Source organism: uncultured Dietzia sp. (genome assembly GCF_937873725.1).
Lineage (GTDB): Bacteria > Actinomycetota > Actinomycetes > Mycobacteriales > Mycobacteriaceae > Dietzia.
Window position 1 is genome coordinate 23,692 of the sequence record NZ_CALMYY010000016.1, and the last position, 15,211, is coordinate 38,902.

Annotated in this window: 17 protein-coding genes; 9 read left to right on the top strand and 8 right to left on the bottom strand. The window is 73.5% G+C overall.

Translation table 11 applies throughout. The features are described from left to right. The first annotated feature begins 142 nt into the window (after positions 1 to 142). Positions 143 to 1,405: a hypothetical protein gene (locus Q0444_RS01130; protein ID WP_299020741.1), complete on the top strand. Its 1,263-nt coding sequence runs from the start codon at positions 143 to 145 to the stop codon at positions 1,403 to 1,405. Between the two features lie 148 nt (positions 1,406 to 1,553). On the opposite strand, the gene glf is transcribed toward Q0444_RS01130, so the two are convergent. After that, positions 1,554 to 2,753, bottom strand: coding sequence for a UDP-galactopyranose mutase (glf, locus tag Q0444_RS01135; protein ID WP_299020743.1), 1,200 nt, complete (start codon positions 2,751 to 2,753; stop codon positions 1,554 to 1,556). A gap of 368 nt (positions 2,754 to 3,121) precedes the next feature. Between glf and Q0444_RS01140 the strand changes: the two genes are divergently transcribed. Further along, a complete protein-coding gene (locus tag Q0444_RS01140) occupies positions 3,122 to 5,128 on the top strand; it encodes an N-acetylmuramoyl-L-alanine amidase (RefSeq protein ID WP_291080457.1) in 2,007 nt (668 codons plus the stop codon). Between the two features lie 135 nt (positions 5,129 to 5,263). Here Q0444_RS01140 and Q0444_RS01145 read toward each other — a convergent pair whose 3' ends face one another. Together Q0444_RS01145 and Q0444_RS01150 are read right to left on the bottom strand one after the other, a co-directional pair. Next, positions 5,264 to 6,097: an HAD family hydrolase gene (locus tag Q0444_RS01145; RefSeq protein WP_291080455.1), complete on the bottom strand. Its 834-nt coding sequence runs from the start codon at positions 6,095 to 6,097 to the stop codon at positions 5,264 to 5,266. Continuing rightward, positions 6,094 to 6,906 carry a 1-acyl-sn-glycerol-3-phosphate acyltransferase gene (locus tag Q0444_RS01150; RefSeq protein ID WP_291080453.1) on the bottom strand — a complete coding sequence of 271 codons (813 nt, stop codon included), beginning with the start codon at positions 6,904 to 6,906 and terminating at the stop codon, positions 6,094 to 6,096. Before Q0444_RS01150 ends, Q0444_RS01145 begins: the two co-directional genes overlap by 4 nt. 156 nt (positions 6,907 to 7,062) lie before the next feature. Here Q0444_RS01150 and Q0444_RS01155 point away from each other — a divergent pair, with 156 nt between their 5' ends. Together Q0444_RS01155 and Q0444_RS01160 are read left to right on the top strand one after the other, a co-directional pair. Next, the gene (locus Q0444_RS01155) at positions 7,063 to 7,476 is read left to right on the top strand and encodes a PaaI family thioesterase (protein ID WP_299020748.1); all 414 of its coding nucleotides are present in this window, start codon (positions 7,063 to 7,065) and stop codon (positions 7,474 to 7,476) included. Beyond that, positions 7,473 to 7,985: a GNAT family N-acetyltransferase gene (locus tag Q0444_RS01160; protein ID WP_291080449.1), complete on the top strand. Its 513-nt coding sequence runs from the start codon at positions 7,473 to 7,475 to the stop codon at positions 7,983 to 7,985. The genes Q0444_RS01155 and Q0444_RS01160 overlap by 4 nt, the downstream gene beginning before the upstream one ends. Before the next feature lie 35 nt (positions 7,986 to 8,020). On the opposite strand, the gene serS is transcribed toward Q0444_RS01160, so the two are convergent. After that, on the bottom strand, positions 8,021 to 9,280 hold the full coding sequence (gene serS / locus Q0444_RS01165) for a serine--tRNA ligase (protein WP_299020751.1): 1,260 nt from the start codon (positions 9,278 to 9,280) through the stop codon (positions 8,021 to 8,023). A gap of 41 nt (positions 9,281 to 9,321) precedes the next feature. After that, on the bottom strand, positions 9,322 to 9,669 hold the full coding sequence (locus Q0444_RS01170; protein WP_291080461.1) for an ankyrin repeat domain-containing protein: 348 nt from the start codon (positions 9,667 to 9,669) through the stop codon (positions 9,322 to 9,324). Between the two features lie 142 nt (positions 9,670 to 9,811). On the opposite strand from Q0444_RS01170, the gene Q0444_RS01175 reads away from it, so the two are divergent. Both Q0444_RS01175 and Q0444_RS01180 read left to right on the top strand, forming a co-directional pair. Continuing rightward, entirely contained in the window at positions 9,812 to 10,927 is a 1,116-nt protein-coding gene (locus Q0444_RS01175) for a septum formation family protein (RefSeq protein WP_299020753.1), read from the top strand. Further along, positions 10,924 to 11,274, top strand: coding sequence for a metallopeptidase family protein (locus Q0444_RS01180; RefSeq protein ID WP_291080443.1), 351 nt, complete (start codon positions 10,924 to 10,926; stop codon positions 11,272 to 11,274). Before Q0444_RS01175 ends, Q0444_RS01180 begins: the two co-directional genes overlap by 4 nt. A gap of 18 nt (positions 11,275 to 11,292) precedes the next feature. Here Q0444_RS01180 and Q0444_RS01185 read toward each other — a convergent pair whose 3' ends face one another. The 3 genes from Q0444_RS01185 to Q0444_RS01195 are packed head-to-tail and all read right to left on the bottom strand — an operon-like array spanning position 11,293 to position 13,411. Continuing rightward, positions 11,293 to 11,925 carry a histidine phosphatase family protein gene (locus Q0444_RS01185; RefSeq protein WP_299020755.1) on the bottom strand — a complete coding sequence of 211 codons (633 nt, stop codon included), beginning with the start codon at positions 11,923 to 11,925 and terminating at the stop codon, positions 11,293 to 11,295. Then, complete coding sequence (gene pheA / locus Q0444_RS01190; RefSeq protein WP_291080439.1) at positions 11,922 to 12,851, bottom strand: prephenate dehydratase; 930 nt, start codon at positions 12,849 to 12,851, stop codon at positions 11,922 to 11,924. The genes Q0444_RS01185 and pheA overlap by 4 nt, the downstream gene beginning before the upstream one ends. Positions 12,852 to 12,871: 20 nt before the next feature. Beyond that, positions 12,872 to 13,411, bottom strand: a complete 540-nt coding sequence (locus tag Q0444_RS01195) for a hypothetical protein (protein WP_291080437.1) — start codon at positions 13,409 to 13,411, stop codon at positions 12,872 to 12,874. Positions 13,412 to 13,453: 42 nt separating this feature from the next. Here Q0444_RS01195 and Q0444_RS01200 point away from each other — a divergent pair, with 42 nt between their 5' ends. The 3 genes from Q0444_RS01200 to Q0444_RS01210 all read left to right on the top strand — a co-directional run. Further along, positions 13,454 to 14,122 (top strand): APA family fibronectin-binding glycoprotein, encoded by a 669-nt coding sequence (locus tag Q0444_RS01200; protein WP_291080435.1) that lies wholly within the window; start codon positions 13,454 to 13,456, stop codon positions 14,120 to 14,122. Further along, the gene (locus Q0444_RS01205) at positions 14,119 to 14,949 is read left to right on the top strand and encodes a CPBP family intramembrane glutamic endopeptidase (protein WP_291080433.1); all 831 of its coding nucleotides are present in this window, start codon (positions 14,119 to 14,121) and stop codon (positions 14,947 to 14,949) included. The genes Q0444_RS01200 and Q0444_RS01205 overlap by 4 nt, the downstream gene beginning before the upstream one ends. Positions 14,950 to 15,025: 76 nt before the next feature. Next, positions 15,026 to 15,211, top strand: a 186-nt coding sequence (locus Q0444_RS01210) for a hypothetical protein (protein WP_299020758.1), incomplete at its 3' end; no start/stop codon positions are given.

Consider the following 15,211-nt stretch of genomic DNA (forward strand, 5'->3'; position numbering starts at 1 on the left):
CGGCGGCCCCGCTCGCGGCACCCGGGGGAGACGTCGTGGACCTCCGCGCCGACGTCGGTCAGGTGGAGGACGAGCCGGAACGCGCGACGAACGACGACGACGACGCCGCCGCCCGGGCCGCCCGCCCGATACCCTCGTCGGGGTGTTCATCCTCGAGACGCTCATCGCGATCACCGTCGCCCTGACCACGGCGTTCGGCGGGCTGGTGGCGGAGGACCTGATCGCCCGCGACGCGGCCTGCACCGTCTCCGCGGTACCCGATCTGTGGTCGCCGGAGTGCACGTCGCCCTCGCGCCTCGGCTGGTTCGTCGGGACGCTGGTGGTGCTGATCGTGGCGATGGCGGTCCGCGCCTGGCTCATCGCCCACAACGGGACCCTCTACTACCTGCGCCTGCTCCCGGCCGAGAGCGCGGACCGGATGCGCGCCGCGGTGGACGTGGCCAACGCCCGGAGCCTGGACTTCCGCTCCGCGACCGGGTGGTTCGGGACCGATCACGCCGTGGTGGACCTGCGCCGCGAGGTCGACCACGTCTCGGACGAGCTGGAGCGGGCGATGAACGACGACGACGACGCGACCGGCTACGTCCTGGCCCCCAACCTGGCCTTCCCGGCCGCCCTCGCCGTGGGGTACGACACCCTCCTGCGGGAGCGCACCCACCTGGCCGAGCTGCCGACCACCGCCCGCCGGCGGCGCCTGCCGGGAGGCGACACGGGCGTGCGCACGGTGTACTTCGACGACGGCGACGACATGTGGGCCGAGCGCCGGTGGCGGTCCCGCCGGAGCCGGCCGGACGCCGAACTCTCGCTGGTCACCCTCGGCGTGCCCCCTGCGGACCGGACCGCCGTGGGTCGCGTGTGGCTCTCGCTCCGGCTCGAGGGCGGCGGCGCCGTGTCCGGGGTCGACGCGGGTCACCCGTTGCGGGACTCGGCCGACGTCGTGGTGGTGGTCGGCCCGACGGGCGGCGACGACGAGGCCCTCGCCCCCTGGGCCCTGCCCGCCGGCCGGTGGTACCCGGGGGCCAGCGGCCGGCAGATCGACCGCAGGGCGTTCGCCCGGCTCGTCGAGGAGCTGTCCGGCGCGATCGAGCAGGTGCTCGACGACTACCCCGAGGCGCACGTCCTGCTGGCCGGGCGGATGCCCCGCAGCGTGGCGTTCGCGCTGGGCTACGTCATCTCCCAGCGCAAGGACGACCGGATCGAGGGCAAGCGCGCGGCCCTGCACCCGGCCCGCGCGGACGACACGCGGGCCGAGCGGGCACAGGCGCGGGCCGAGAACGAGGGGCTCAGCTCGCTGAGCCGCTTCTGGACCTCGGTCACCCCGGTCCTCGAGCACCTGGGCGAGGCCAAGCCGACGCTCGTGCACGCCGCCCAGCGCGACGCGGCCGTCCGGGCGCTGGCCGACTGACCCGCCCCGCCCCGCCCGGCCCCGCCCCACCCGCCCGGCCCGAAATCCGCTACCCGCGCGTACGGTCCGCTATCCGAAAGCGGGTAGCGAACGTGGCAGCCGGGTAGCGGATCCCGCGAGGGCGGGCGGCGAGGGCGGGCGGGCGGGGTCAGTCGGCGAGCGGGGCGCCGTCGCGCAGGTGCGGCGCGAGGGTGTTGTCGAACATCGTCAGCGCAGACGCGATCGCCATGTGCATGTCGAGGTACTGGTACGTGCCCAGGCGGCCGCCGAACAGCACCTTGGCGGCGGCGGTCTCGGCCTTGGCCCGCTCGCGGTAGGCGGCCAGCTTCTCGCGGTCGGTGGACTCGTTGATCGGGTAGTACGGCTCGTCGGAGCGCTCGGCGAACCGGCTGTACTCGCGCATGATCACGGTCTTGTCCGTGGGGTAGTCCTTGCGCTCCGGGTGGAAGTGCCGGAACTCGTGGATGCGGGTGAACTCGATGTCGGCGTCGTTGTAGTTCATCACGGGCGTGCCCTGGAAGTCGCCGGTGGGCAGGACCTCCATCTCGAAGTCGAGGGTGCGCCAGCCGAGCTCGCCGTCGGCGTAGTCGAAGTAGCGGTCCAGCGGGCCGGTGTAGACCACGGGCGCGTCGGGGCTGGCGGCGCGCACTGCGTCGCGCACGTCGAACCAGTCGGTGTCCAGCACCACGTCGATCTTGTCGTCGGCCGCCATGTTCTCGAGCCACGCGGTGTACCCGTCGACGGGCAGCCCCTCGTACGTGTCGGAGAAGTAGCGGTTGTCGAAGGTGTAGCGCACGGGCAGCCGCGTGATGTTGCCGGCGGGCAGGTTCTTGGGGTCGGTCTGCCACTGCTTGGCGGTGTAGCCCTTGATGAACGCCTCGTACAGCGGGCGGCCGATCAGGGAGATGGCCTTCTCCTCGAAGTTCGCGGCGTCCTCGGCGGTGAACTCCGAGGCCTGCTCGGCGATGAGCGCGCGCGCCTCGTCCGGCGAGTAGTAGCGGCCGAAGAACTGGTTGATCAGGCCCAGGCCCATCGGGAACTGGTACGCCGTGCCGGAGTACATGCAGAACACCCGGTGCTGGTAGCCGGTGAAGTCGGTGAAGCGGTTGACGTACTCCCACACGCGCTCGTTGGAGGTGTGGAACAGGTGCGCGCCGTACTTGTGGATCTCGATCCCGGTCTCGGGCTCGGCCTCCGAGTAGGCGTTGCCGCCGATGTGGTGCCGCCGGTCCAGCACCAGGACGCGCTTGCCGAGCTCGGCCGCGGCCCGCTCGGCGACCGTCAGTCCGAAGAATCCCGACCCCACCACGATGAGGTCGTAGGTCCCCCACTGCCGCTCGTCCGCCATGCCCGACTTCCCTTCGGTTGATGCCCTCGCGACCGCGCACCGGTCGGCGCGGGTCCGGGTCCGAGCGTATCCGGCGGGAGGGGGGACGACCTACAGGCCACACCCGACGACGACGAGGAGGACCACTCCCGGGGACCGGGCCGCTGCTCAGGTCGCACGTCGGGCCTCCTCGTCGTCGTACGCCGGTTCGAAACCACACGGTTGTGATCCCAAAAACCCCAGCCGTACCACTTGGTTTCACACGTTTCTTGGCTACCATTGACCTCGATCGTCACATACGTCCCAGTGGTCGCGTCCCGACGCGGCCCACGGGGAGAAGTGCCCGCAGCCCCGACCGCGGACCACAGACAGCTGATCTGGAGAAGCCCTTGAGAACACGACGCCGCCCCCTGTACGTCAGCGGTCGACGCCGGACCCTCGCCCTCGCGGTGGCGGTCGCGGCGTCCGTGGTCACGCCCCTCGCCGTCTCCGGTTCCGACCGACTCGTCGACTCCGCGGACATCGCCGCCACCTCGGGCTCGGCCGCCCCCACCGGCGAGACCACCGTCCCCCTCTCCGACGCCCCCACGGCGACCGGGGTGGACTCCGACATCGCGGGCGGCGGCGCCCCGGTCAAGGAGGTCACCTCCGAGACCCCGTTCTCGATGGTCGGTGTGACCTGGACGGGCCACCACCCCCAGGCCACCGCCGCGATGCGCGCCAAGAACCCCGACGGCACGTGGGGCCCCTGGTACCAGGCCGAGGCCGTCGACGGCAAGGCCGAGAGCACCACCGGCACCGGCGGCACCGAGCCCGTCTACCTGGGCACCGACACCACCGCCGTCCAGATCGCGCTCTCCGGGGTCGACCTCGCCGACACCTCGCTCGCCGGGGCACCCGACGCCCCCGCAGAGCCGGCGCCCGCCGAGCCCGCCGCGCCCGAGCCCGCCCCGGCCGAGCCCGCGTCGCCGACACCCGCCCCGGCGCCCGCGCGTCCGGCCGCCTCGGCCGCCGACGACGTCTCGCCGCCGATCCCGACCCGCTACGCCGACATCAAGCCGGTCGCCGAGACCACCGACACCGGCGCGGACTCCGTCACCGCCGTCCTGATCTCCCCCGACGACACCCCGACCCCCGACGCCGAGGCGTTCGGCGACATCGCGGCCACGGGCGGCACGGGCGCGAACGGCGACGTCGCGGCCAAGCAGCCGTCCATCATCACCCGATCCGGCTGGGGCGCCGACGAGTCGATCCGCTGCGGCGGCACGACCTACGACAGCAGCCTCGCCGCCGCCACGGTCCATCACACGGCGGGCAGCAACAATTACTCGCGCGAGGAGTCCGCGGGCGTCGTCCGGGGCATCTACGTCTACCACGCCCGCAACCTCGGCTGGTGCGACGTCGGCTACAACGTGCTGGTCGACAAGTACGGGCAGGCCTTCGAGGGTCGCCGCGGCGGGCTCACCCGCAACGTCCAGGGCGCCCACGCCGGCGGGTTCAACGGCAACACCTTCGGCATCTCGATGATGGGCGACTACTCGACCGTCGCGCCGTCCGACGCCACCGTCCGGAAGATGGGCGAGGTGATCGGCTGGCGCCTGTCGATCGCCGGCATCGATCCCAAGGGCACCGACACCCACTACTCCGAGGGCACCTCGTACACCAAGTACTCGGCCGGCACCGCGGTCCGGCTGCCCAACATCTTCGCCCACCGCGACGTCGGCACCACCTCGTGCCCCGGCGACGCCGGGTACGCCAAGATGGGCCAGATCCGCGACATCGCGGCCGCCTACGCCAAGAGCGGCGGCGGGACCCCCGCCCCGTCCAACCCGGCGCCGTCCAACCCCGCGCCCCCCGCCACGTCCAACCCCGGGACGACCCCGCGGCCGGGCACCGGCACCGGCACGACGATCCCGGGCGTGACGCAGGGCAGCGTCCAGGACGCGGTGACCTCGGCGCTCCGGACCGTGCTGACCGGCGGCAAGCTGGACGCCGCCGCCCTGACCAGGATCCTCACCGGGGGCAAGTCGCTGTCCGACATCCCGGTGAGCGCGGGCTCGGTGCAGGCCGTGATCGGTGGCGACTTCGGCCGACTCGCCTCCCAACTCGCCGGCCCGCTCGGCAAGGCGCTCTCCGGGATCCAGAGGTTCGGCAACGTCTCCCTGGTCAAGTACGAGAACGGCGCGCTGTACTCCTCCCCGGAGACCGGCACCCACCCGGTGTGGGGCGCGATCGGCGACGCCTGGGCCTCCCAGGGCTTCGAACACGGCCCGCTCGGACTCCCGGTGTCCGCCGAGGCCGAGCGCGCCGACGGGACGATCGCCCAGCGGTTCGTGGGCGGCACGCTGGTCTTCGACCCGGCCACCACCGAGCTCACGGTGGAGCCGAACCCCTGATCCCCGGCCGACGGTCACCGTCGGCCGACCAGACTCGCGGGCCGGATCCCATCAGGTGTGCCCGCCGCCCCTCCAACGGGGCGGCGGGCACACCGGGGAAGTGATGGGGACCGGTCCGCGCCCCCGACCTGACGCTCAGGTCCACCAGCGGCGCAGCACGTGCGCCAGGCCCGCCTCGTCGTTGGTGAGCGTGACCTCGTCCGCCGCTGCGTGGACCGACGGGATCGCGTTCCCCATGGCCACCCCGTGGTCCGCCCACCGGAGCATCTCGAGGTCGTTGGGCATGTCCCCGAAGGCGACCGTGACCGGGACGACGGACGGGGTGGCGGTGGACGCCGCGGTGCCGGCCGCGACCTCCGCCAGACCACTCGCCTTGGTCACGCCGCGCGCGGCGAACTCGATGAGCCCGTCGGTCGTGGAGTAGGTGAGGTCGGCCAGGTGGTCCACCTCGCCGCGCAACGCGGCGACCATGTCGGCGCTGGGCATGCCCGGGACCCTCGCCAGGAGCTTGAGCACCGGCCGGGAGAGCACCTCCGAGTGACCGACCTCGAGGTGCTCGGGGTGGATCCAGGCGTGTTCGTAGTCCGGGCTGGCCACGAAGTCCGCGTCGGCGGCGTCCTCGCCCAGCCGCTCGGCCGCGATCCCGCTGCCCGGCAGCAGCGAACGGAGGATCTCGTCGATCGCCGCCAGCGTCTCCGCCTCGAGCAGCCGGGTGCTGAGGAACTCACCGCTGTCGGTGTCCATGATGACGGCCCCGTTGGCGCACACCGCGAGGGGCGCGACCGGGAGTTGGTCGACCACCTGTGCCAGCCACCGCGGCGGCCGTCCCGTCGCCAGGACGAACGTCGCGCCGTCCGCCACCAGATCCTCGACCACCGCGCGGTTCGCCTCCGGGACCAGGTGGTCCGTGCCGATCAGCGTTCCGTCGACATCCGTGGCGACGAGCAGCGGCCTGGAACGGGTCGTCACGGAGCGTCCGGGCCCGCCGGTCCCTCCGGGGCGTCAGCGCCCGCCTCACCCACCGCCCCGGCCCGGCGGCGCATCCGTTCCGCCTGCTCGGCCTCGTCCAGCGCGGTCGCCTCCTCGAGCGTCGGGGCCGAGCCGCCGAGGCGGGCGGGGACCCAGTTGGCACCGGGAGGGTACGGGCCGTGGAGCCGGGCGTACTCGGTCTGGATCTCCTCGAGGGTCACCTGCATCCTCGAACGGAGTTCCTCGGTGCACTCGTCCACCGGCTCGTAGGCGGTCATCGGCTCACCCACCACCATGTGGATCGGCACCTTGGGGCGCAGCAGCTTCTTGGGCAGTCCCTTGGTCCACACGCGCTGCGAGCCCCACAGGGTCACGGTGATGATCGGGACGTCCGCGGCCACCGCCATGCGCACCGCCCCCGACTTGAAGCCCTTGATCTCGAAGCTGCGGCTGATGGTGGCCTCGGGGAACACCCCCACCAACTCGCCGGCCCGGAGCCGGTTCACCGCCTCGTCGAAGGACGCCTTGCCGGCCGTGCGGTCCACGGGGATGTGCTTGAGCTCGCGCATGATCGGCCCGGACACCTTGTGGTCGAAGACCTCGACCTTGGCCATGTAGCGGATGAACCGCTTGTGCACGCGCGCCGGGATGCCCCCGTAGACAAAGTCGAGGTACCCGGTGTGGTTCATCACCACCACCGCGCCGCCGACCTCGGGGAAATTCCGCGCCCCGCGAATCCTGAGGTCCAGGCCCTGGACCTTGAACATTACGCGGGCGAACCCGATGATCCCCGTATAGAGCAATTCCACAGGGCTCAGCGTAGCGGCCCGGCCCCACCGACGTACCCGGCTCCCGGTAGGTTCAGCCGGGTGGACCCCGACACGCCCCCCGATTCCGCCCCGCGGAGCCGCAGTTACACCTGGCCGGCACCGCCCGCCGACACCGCACGGGCGCCACACGCGGGCATGGACGCGCTGCAGCGGGTCCTCGACGGGGAGCGCCACCTCTCCCCCGGTGCGCTCACCCTGGGACTCCGACTCGACTCGGTCGCGGAGCGCGCGATCGTCATGACGGCCGAACCCGCCGAATGGGCGCTCAACAACGGCGGCACCGTCCACGGCGGGATCGTTTCGGGTTGGGTCGACTCGGCGCTGGGGTACGCCACGGCCACGGTCGTCGAGCCGGGCGTCGGCTACAACACCCTGGACCTGACCGTCCGCTACATCCGGGCGCTGCGCCTGGAGTGCACACCGGCCACGATCGCCGCCGAGGTGGAGCACGTGGGCCGCTCGACCTGCGTGGTCCAGGTCAAGGTCACCGACACCGACGGCCGGATCTGCGCCAGCGCGAGCGGCGTGATGATGCTGTTCCGCCCGTGACCGCCCACGTCACCGTCCGTCCCGAGACGGCCAGCGACGCGCCGTCCGTGCGGGAGGTGGTCCTCGCGGCCTTCCCCGACGTTGACGAGGCAGACCTCGTCGACGCGCTCCGCGCCGATGAAGAGGCGTGGATCGACGGTTTGAGCTGGGTGGCTGTGGACGCCGCCGGTCACCTGGTGGGCCATTCCTTGCTCACCCGCTGCCACATCGGCACAGCGTCTGCGCTGTGCCTCGCTCCGTGCTCGGTCCGGCCGGACCGTCAGCGCGAAGGCGTGGGGACGGCGGTCACGGCCGCCGCGCTGAAGGCGGCCCGCCGGGCGGGGGAATCCCTCGTCGTCGTCCTGGGCCACCCCGACTACTACCCGCGGTTCGGATTCGAACGGGCCTCCACCCACGGGATCCGGTTGTCGATCGAGGTGCCCGACGAGTCCCTCATGGTGCTGCGGCTCGACCCGGGTGCCCGGATACCGCCCGGACTGGTGCGGTACCCGCGGGCATTCGGGATCTGACCCGGGTAGGACCGGCGTCCCGGCGGACGCAGGCACTAGCGGGGCTCGAGCACGTCCTTGCCGACGAACGGGCGCAGCGCCTCCGGCACGACCACGGAGCCGTCCGCCTGCTGGTGGTTCTCGAGGATCGCCACGAGCCACCGCGTGGTGGCCAGGGTGCCGTTGAGGGTGGCGACCGTCTGCGGCTTGCCGGTGTCGTCCCGGTACCGGACGCCCAACCGGCGGGCCTGGAACGTCGTGCAGTTGGAGGTCGAGGTGAGCTCGCGGTAGGTCCCCTGGGTGGGGACCCACGCCTCGCAGTCGTACTTGCGTGCCGCCGACGAGCCGAGGTCGCCGCCGGCGATGTCGATCACGCGGAACGGCAGGCCCATGGCCAGCAGCATCTCCTTCTCGAGGGCCAGCAGGCGCAGGTGCTCCCCGTGCGCCTCCTCCGGCGCGCACCAGGAGAACATCTCCACCTTGTCGAACTGGTGGACGCGGATGATGCCGCGGGTGTCCTTCCCGTGGCTGCCCGCCTCGCGGCGGAAGCACGAGGACCAGCCGCAGTAGCGCTTGGGCCCGTCCGACAGGTCCAGGATCTCGCCCTGGTGGTAGCCCGCCAGGGCGACCTCGGAGGTGCCGACCAGGTAGAGGTCGTCGTCGGCCAGGTGGTAGATCTCGTCGGCGTGCGAGCCGAGGAACCCGGTGCCCTGCATGATCTCGGGCTTCACGAGGACCGGCGGGATCATCAGGGTGAAGCCGTGGGCCGTGGCCTTCTGGGCGGCGAGCTGCAGCATCCCCAGCTGGAGCAGGGCGCCGTCCCCGGTGAGGAAGTAGAAGCGGGCACCCGAGACCTTGGCGCCGCGCTCCATGTCCAGCAGCCCCAGTCTCTCGCCCAGCTCGAGGTGGTCCCTGGGCTCGAAGTCGAAGGTGGGGATCTCGCCGACCCGCTCGATCTCCACGAAATCGTCCTCGCCGCCGGCGGGGGTGCCCTCCTCCACGACGTTGGACAGCGCCCGCTGGATCCGGTCGACCTCGGCCGCGGCGGCCTTCTCGGCCTCCTCGGCGTCCTTGACGGCCTGCTTGAGCGCGCCCGCGGCCTCGAGCAACGCGGGGCGGTCCTCGGGGGCGGCCTGACCGACCATCCTGCCGTGGGCCTTCTGCTCGGCCCGCGCGCCGTCGGCGGCGGAGATCGAGGTCCGGCGCGCCTCGTCCGCGGCCAGCAACCGGTCCACCAGGGACGGGTCCTCCCCGCGGGTGCGCTGGGAGTCGCGGACGAGGTCGGGGTTCTCGCGGAGCAGCTTGAGATCGATCACGGCGACAAGCCTAGCGGGCGCGCGCCGGGGCACCCGGGGGGTCAGACCCCGAAGAGCTCGAGGAACGCGTCCTTCTCGAACATGCGTGCGGTGTCCACGGCGGTGGGGGTCCCCGCATACGGATCCGCGCCCGCCTCGAACAGCACCCGGACCACCTCGCCGTAGCCCTTGAACACGGCGCCGGCGAGGGGGGTCTGACCACGGTCGTTGGCCCGGTCCACCGTCGCGCCGCGGGCCACCAGGGCCCGCACGGTCGCGGGGTGACCGTTGTAGGCCGCCAACATGAGCAGCGCGTCCCCGCGCTCGTTGGTCAGATCGGGGGTCACGCCCGCGTCGACGAAGGCCGCCAGCCGTTCCGTCTCCCCGTCCCGCGCGAGCTGGAACAGCATCTGCGCAAACTCGAGGACCTCCGGGTCCACGCCCTCACGTGGCTCGCGGGAACCCGCCTGCGGACCGCCCGCCTCGTCGTGTCCGTGTCCGCTCATGCCGGTGATCCTATCGGCAACACGAAGTTGCGGCATCATGGACGTGATGACCACTGTCTCCCGATCACCGCACCCGGGTCGGTCCCTGCTCCGGACCCGGGGCGCGGTCGTGTCCTCCCTCGTCGCGATCCTGGCCGGCGGGGCGGTGACGGGCGGACTCATGGCCTCGGCGATAGGCGACCCGAACTCGCCCCGGGCGGAACGCATCGCGGCGATCGTCCCGCAGGTCGACCCCCGGACGCTGTCCGGTCCCGCCTACGCGAACGCCGCACCCGGAACCTGCCTGACCTGGGCGGTCGACACCGCGGACCGCGTCACCGCGTTCACCACCGTCGACTGCGCCGAGCCCCACCGCTTCGAGGTCGCCGGCCGCATCGACCTCATCGACGTGCCGGGCTTCGGCGACGACGCCCCGCTCCCGGACTCGTCGGACCTGGCTGCCGTGGGCACGGACCGGTGCCTGCCGCTCGTCACCCGCTACGCCGGGGGCCGCGAGGTCGACCCCGTCGGCCGGTTCACCGGGTTGGTCGTCCCACCGTCGGCGGAGGGGTGGGCCAAGGGCGACCACGCGGTGCTGTGCGGCGTCGCCGCCTCCGAACTCGACGGGCGGTCCGCCCCCTCCACCGGGGTGTTCGCGGAGGCGGACCAGCACCGATGGTGGGAGCCGGGGACCTGCCTGGGCTTCACCGACGCGGGCCTGCCGGGGGCACCGCTGCCGTGTTCCGCCGACCACTCGATCGAGATCGTCTCCGACCTCGACGTGACCGGGACGTTCCCGGAGGGCCCCACCCCTCCGGAGCCACGGGTGCAGTCCGAGCTCACCGCGGAGGCCTGCCGCGCCGCCGGGGTCGCCTACCTCGGGGACGCCGAGGCGCTCCGCCGCACGACCCTGATCTCGACCCTCGTGAACCCGCTCGCGCCGATCTCCTGGCCCACGGGGAGCCGGCCCGTGACCTGCGGGTGGATGAAGGCCGCCGATCCCGGGCCGTTCGCGGTCCTCAGGGGGTCCGCCCGCCAGGGGGTGCTGATCGACGGCGCCACGCCGGTCGCGCCCACCACCACGTCGCTCCCCGCCCCCGGTCCGGCGCCCGCGGTCCCCGGCGCCCCGGCGGGGGAGGCGTCCGGGACGGTGTCGGTCCCGGTCCCCGGCGGCACGCCGTGACCCTGGTCGTGGGCGAGGCCAGGTTCGAGGCGCTCGTCGACGACGCGCTGGACTCCGTGCCCGACGAGTTGTTCGCCGCGATGGACAACGTCGTGGTGCTCGTCGCCGACCGCCACCCGGAGGAACCCGACCTCCTCGGCCTGTACGAGGGCGTGGCGCTCACCGAGCGCGACACCACCTACTCGGGCTACCTCCCGGACACCATCACGATCTACCGGGGCGCGCTCTGCGAGTTCTGCACGACCGAGCAGCAGCTCGTCCACGAGGTGGCGGTGACGGTCATCCACGAGATCGCGCACCACTTCGGGATCGACGAGCACACGCTGCACGAGCTGGGCTGGGGCTGACGAGCCCGGCCGGGCGGGTCAGACCTGCGGGCGCCCCAGGTGGTCGCCCCACCGCTCGCAGGACCAGCCGCCGCGGTCCGGCGCCAGCTCGATGACCCCGCAGTTGGGGATCCTGTTGCTCAGCGCCCACTGCGAGGGGGCGGCCCCGGCGAACACGGCGATCATCCTCATGAGGGTGCCGTGGACCACCAGCACCACGTCCGTGCCGTTGTCCAGGTGGGACTCGCGCAGCTCGGCGATCACGGGCATCGCCCGGTCGCGCACGGCCAGCGCGCTCTCGCCGCCGGGCAGGCTCGAGGCGAGGTCGCCGTCCTCCAGCCAGTCGCGGACCACCCGGTTGTAGGACAGGAGCGCCTCGGGCCCGGTCCGCATCTCGAACTCCCCGGCCTGGACCTCGATCAGGCCGGGCACGGCCTGGGTGGGCAGCCCCATCGCCCCGGCGATCAGCCCGGCGGTCTCGCGGGCGCGGGCGGCCTCGGAACTGAGGATCACCGACGGCGAGATCCCCGACCCGGCGAGCTCCTGCCCGACCGCCCTCGCCTGGTCCCGTCCGAGGTCGGTGAGCGGCGCCCCCGGCAGGGCGGTGTCCAGGGCTCCGGCGACGTTCGACGGGGTCTGCCCGTGCCGGACCAGGTGCAGGCGCGCGCTCACGATCCCGCCCCCCGCCGGAGGCCGTCGATCCAGTCGAGCGCCTCGCCGCGATCCGGCGGCGGCGAGCCCGCGGCGAGGCCGTCCGCCACCGGCCACGACCCGAGGAAGCGCAGACCGGCGGTCCGTTGGTGCAGGGCCGCCAGGGCCTCGGCCACGGCCGGGTCGTCGATGTGTCCGACCAGGTCCACGTGGAACAGGTAGGTGAACCGCTCGACCCGCGTGGGCCGGGACCCGATCCGCGTGAGGTCGATCTGACGGATCGACAGCTCGGTGAGCGCCTGGACCAGCGAGTTGGGCTCGTGCGGCAGGCCAAAGACGACGCAGGTCCGGTCGTGCCCGGTCCGCTCGGGCGGCGGCCCGGGGCGTCCCACCAGGACGAACCGGGTCCGGGCCCCGCCCACGTCGGCGACGTCCTCCGCGAGCGGGACCAGCCCGTTGATCTGGCCCGCCCGCGCGGGCGCGGCCGTGGCGTCGGCGCTGCCGGCCGCCACCTCCTCGGCTCCGGCCGCGGTGGACGAGGTCGTCTCGATGCGGGCGCCCGGGAGGTGCGCGGCGACCCATCGCCGGACCTGCGCCGCGGCGATCGGGTGGGTCCTCAGCACCCGGACGTCGGCGGCCGCGGTGCCGGGCCGGACGAGGATGGAGAAGACCACGTCGAGCTCGTTCTCCGCGAAGATCTGCAGCCGCGCCCCCTCCGCGAGGGAGTCGCTGGTGGGGTTGACGGTGCCGTCGACGGAGTTCTCGAACGGCACGCACGCGTAGTCGGCGGCGCCCGCCCGGACGAGGTCCAGCGCCTCGTCCGGGGTGCCGGCCGGGACGGCCTCGGCGCCGTCGAGCAGCGCGGAGGTACGCGCGTCCGCACGGAAACGGTGCAGGGCGGCGTCGGCGAAGGTTCCGGGCGGGCCGAGGTAGGCGACGGTGACCACGACGACAAGACTAGCCAGCCTCAGGGAAGGTGCGCGGAGGCGAGGTCCGCCGAGACCTCGTCCACGTCCCGGGACGGGACGATCACACACGTCACCACGTCCCGTATCGCCTCGCGGGCGGCCCGCGGGAGCGCGAGCAGCGCATCCGGGTCGGGGGCGGCGAGCGCGGCCCGGACGTCACCCCCCGTCATGGCGGCGACAGCCCCGGCGAGCAGGGCCCACACCTGCCCGGCGTCCGCGCACCGGGGGACCAGACCCGACCCGAAGCCGACGCCCGAGTGGGCCGCGACCGCCAGGAGGTCCACCAGGTGGTCCACCGCGGGTCCCGCCCCGGCCAGGCCCGGTGCCACATCGACGACGGCGGCGGCGCCCCGGGCGAGGACGACCGCGACCACCTCGGATCCCGGGAGACCGGTCTCCGGGTCCGGCGCCACCGCGGCGGGGGCCGGAACAGCCCAGCGGGCGAGCGTGGCCGCGAGCCCGGACTCGTCCGCGACGAGGTCCTCCAGCAGATCCGGGCGGGAGGGACCGCGGCTGAGCAGTTCGAGCGACACCGTCATGACCACAGGTCTACACCCCGGACGTTGCTAGTCTCTCCCCCGATGGGTTCCGACGACTCCCCCGCCCCCGACCACGATCCGGCCCCCGACGCCTCTCACCTGACACCGGAGGAGAAGCGCGGGCCGCGCACGATCCACGTGGCGCTGGGGTTGCTCGCCGCCCTGTTGATCGTGTCGGTGGTGACGACCCCGGAGGCCGTCCTGCCCAGGGACTCCACCCTGCACGGCGCCCACCACGTTGACCCCGCGTCCGGCCTGGACGTCCCCGTCCCGGTCGGGTGGGTGGTGGCCGACAGCCCGGAGTTCGGCAGCCTCATGCTGGTGCCGGTCGGATCCGGGCGCGCGCTCGACACCCGCATCCTGGCCGGGCGGCTGGAGCCGGGCATCGCCGCGGCGGCCGTCGGCGACGACCGGGGGGCGGCGAACGCCCTGGCGGAGACCATCCAGCTGTACGTCATGGGTGTCAGCGGCACCCCCGACGAACAGCGCACCGTCGACCTCGGCACCGGTGCGGGCGACGGGGCCGCGGTCTCCTACGTGGTGGTCCCCGACGCGGACTCCGACCCGGACTCCGGCGGCCTGGTCTACGCCGCGGTGTTCGGGTCCGGCGACGAGCGCTGGTGGATCGCGTACACGACGACCGCCCAGCAGTCCGCCCCCGGAACACGGTGGATGGACCGGCTGGTCCGCGACGTCCGGCGGTCGGGGTGACCCGGGCGGGCCGGGCCCGACGGGCGCTCTCGCCGCGCGAGGCGTTCCGGCGCTTCGCCTCGAGGTTCGACCCGGTCACCGACCCGCGCACCCGCCGGCTCCTGGCGGCGGAGCTCGTCGTCGTCCTCCTGGTGACCTTCGGGCTCTCCGGCCTGTACTCGGTCCTCGACCTGGTCTCCGCGCTGCTCGCGCCCGAGGCCCTGGACGAGCAGACCGCCGCGCTCAACGCCTCCCGGTCCACCCACGCCTGGCTCGACCTCGCCTACCAACTGCTCGGGGTCCTCCGGCTGGTGGCGTGGGCCGCGCTGCCGCTGGTGCTCCTCGCCCACACCGGGATCGGCCCGCGGGCGGTCGGGCTGGTCCGGGAGCGCGCCGGCCGCCAGGTGGCCTGGGGGCTCGCGCTGACCGCCGCCATCGGGATCCCCGGCCTCGCGCTCTACCTCGGCGCGGTGGCGGCGGGGGCCAACCTGCAGGTCTCGGCCTCGGGCCTCACGGAGACGTGGTGGCGGCCGCTCGTGCTGGTCCTGGCCGCGGCGGGCAACGGTGCCGCCGAGGAGGTCCTCGTGGTGGGCTACCTGCTCGTGCGCCTGCGGCAACTCGGCGTCCCGCCGGCGGTCGCCCTGGCCGGCACGGCGCTGCTGCGCGGGTCGTACCACCTGTACCAGGGCTTCGGCGGCGGGCTGGGGAACCTCGCGATGGGACTCGTGTTTGCGCTGTACTGGATGCGGACCCGCCGGCTGTGGCCGCTCATCCTGGCGCACACCCTCCTGGATGTGGCGGCGTTCCTCGGGTACGCGGTGCTGGCCCCGCACGTGTCGTGGCTGTGACGGGCCGTGTGACCCTGCCCTCCGCGGCGCTGTCCGACCCGCCGCGCGTGCAGGACGCCAAGTAGAGTCCGATCCCATGACCGACGACCCCAGGCGCCGGCACCTCACGCCAGAGGAGGCCGCCGAACTCAGGCGGCGCGCACGCGAGGCACGCGGCTACGCCGACCCCGGCGCGCCTCGCGACCCCGCGCCCCGGCGCGAGCGGCCCGCGGGCCGGACCTGCTACCAGCCCCGCCAGCAACCCGAGCCGCTGCCCCGGGGC

What these genes read in the sequence shown, in the direction of transcription:
- Q0444_RS01155 (WP_299020748.1), top strand. Translation starts at nt 7,063, where the DNA reads ATGGACGCGCTGCAGCGGGTCCTCGACGGGGAGCGCCACCTCTCCCCC.
- Q0444_RS01195 (WP_291080437.1), bottom strand. Translation starts at nt 13,411, where the DNA reads ATGACGGTGTCGCTCGAACTGCTCAGCCGCGGTCCCTCCCGCCCGGAT.
- glf (WP_299020743.1), bottom strand. Translation starts at nt 2,753, where the DNA reads ATGGCGGACGAGCGGCAGTGGGGGACCTACGACCTCATCGTGGTGGGG.
- Q0444_RS01200 (WP_291080435.1), top strand. Translation starts at nt 13,454, where the DNA reads ATGGGTTCCGACGACTCCCCCGCCCCCGACCACGATCCGGCCCCCGAC.
- Q0444_RS01175 (WP_299020753.1), top strand. Translation starts at nt 9,812, where the DNA reads ATGACCACTGTCTCCCGATCACCGCACCCGGGTCGGTCCCTGCTCCGG.
- Q0444_RS01170 (WP_291080461.1), bottom strand. Translation starts at nt 9,669, where the DNA reads ATGCTGTTCCAGCTCGCGCGGGACGGGGAGACGGAACGGCTGGCGGCC.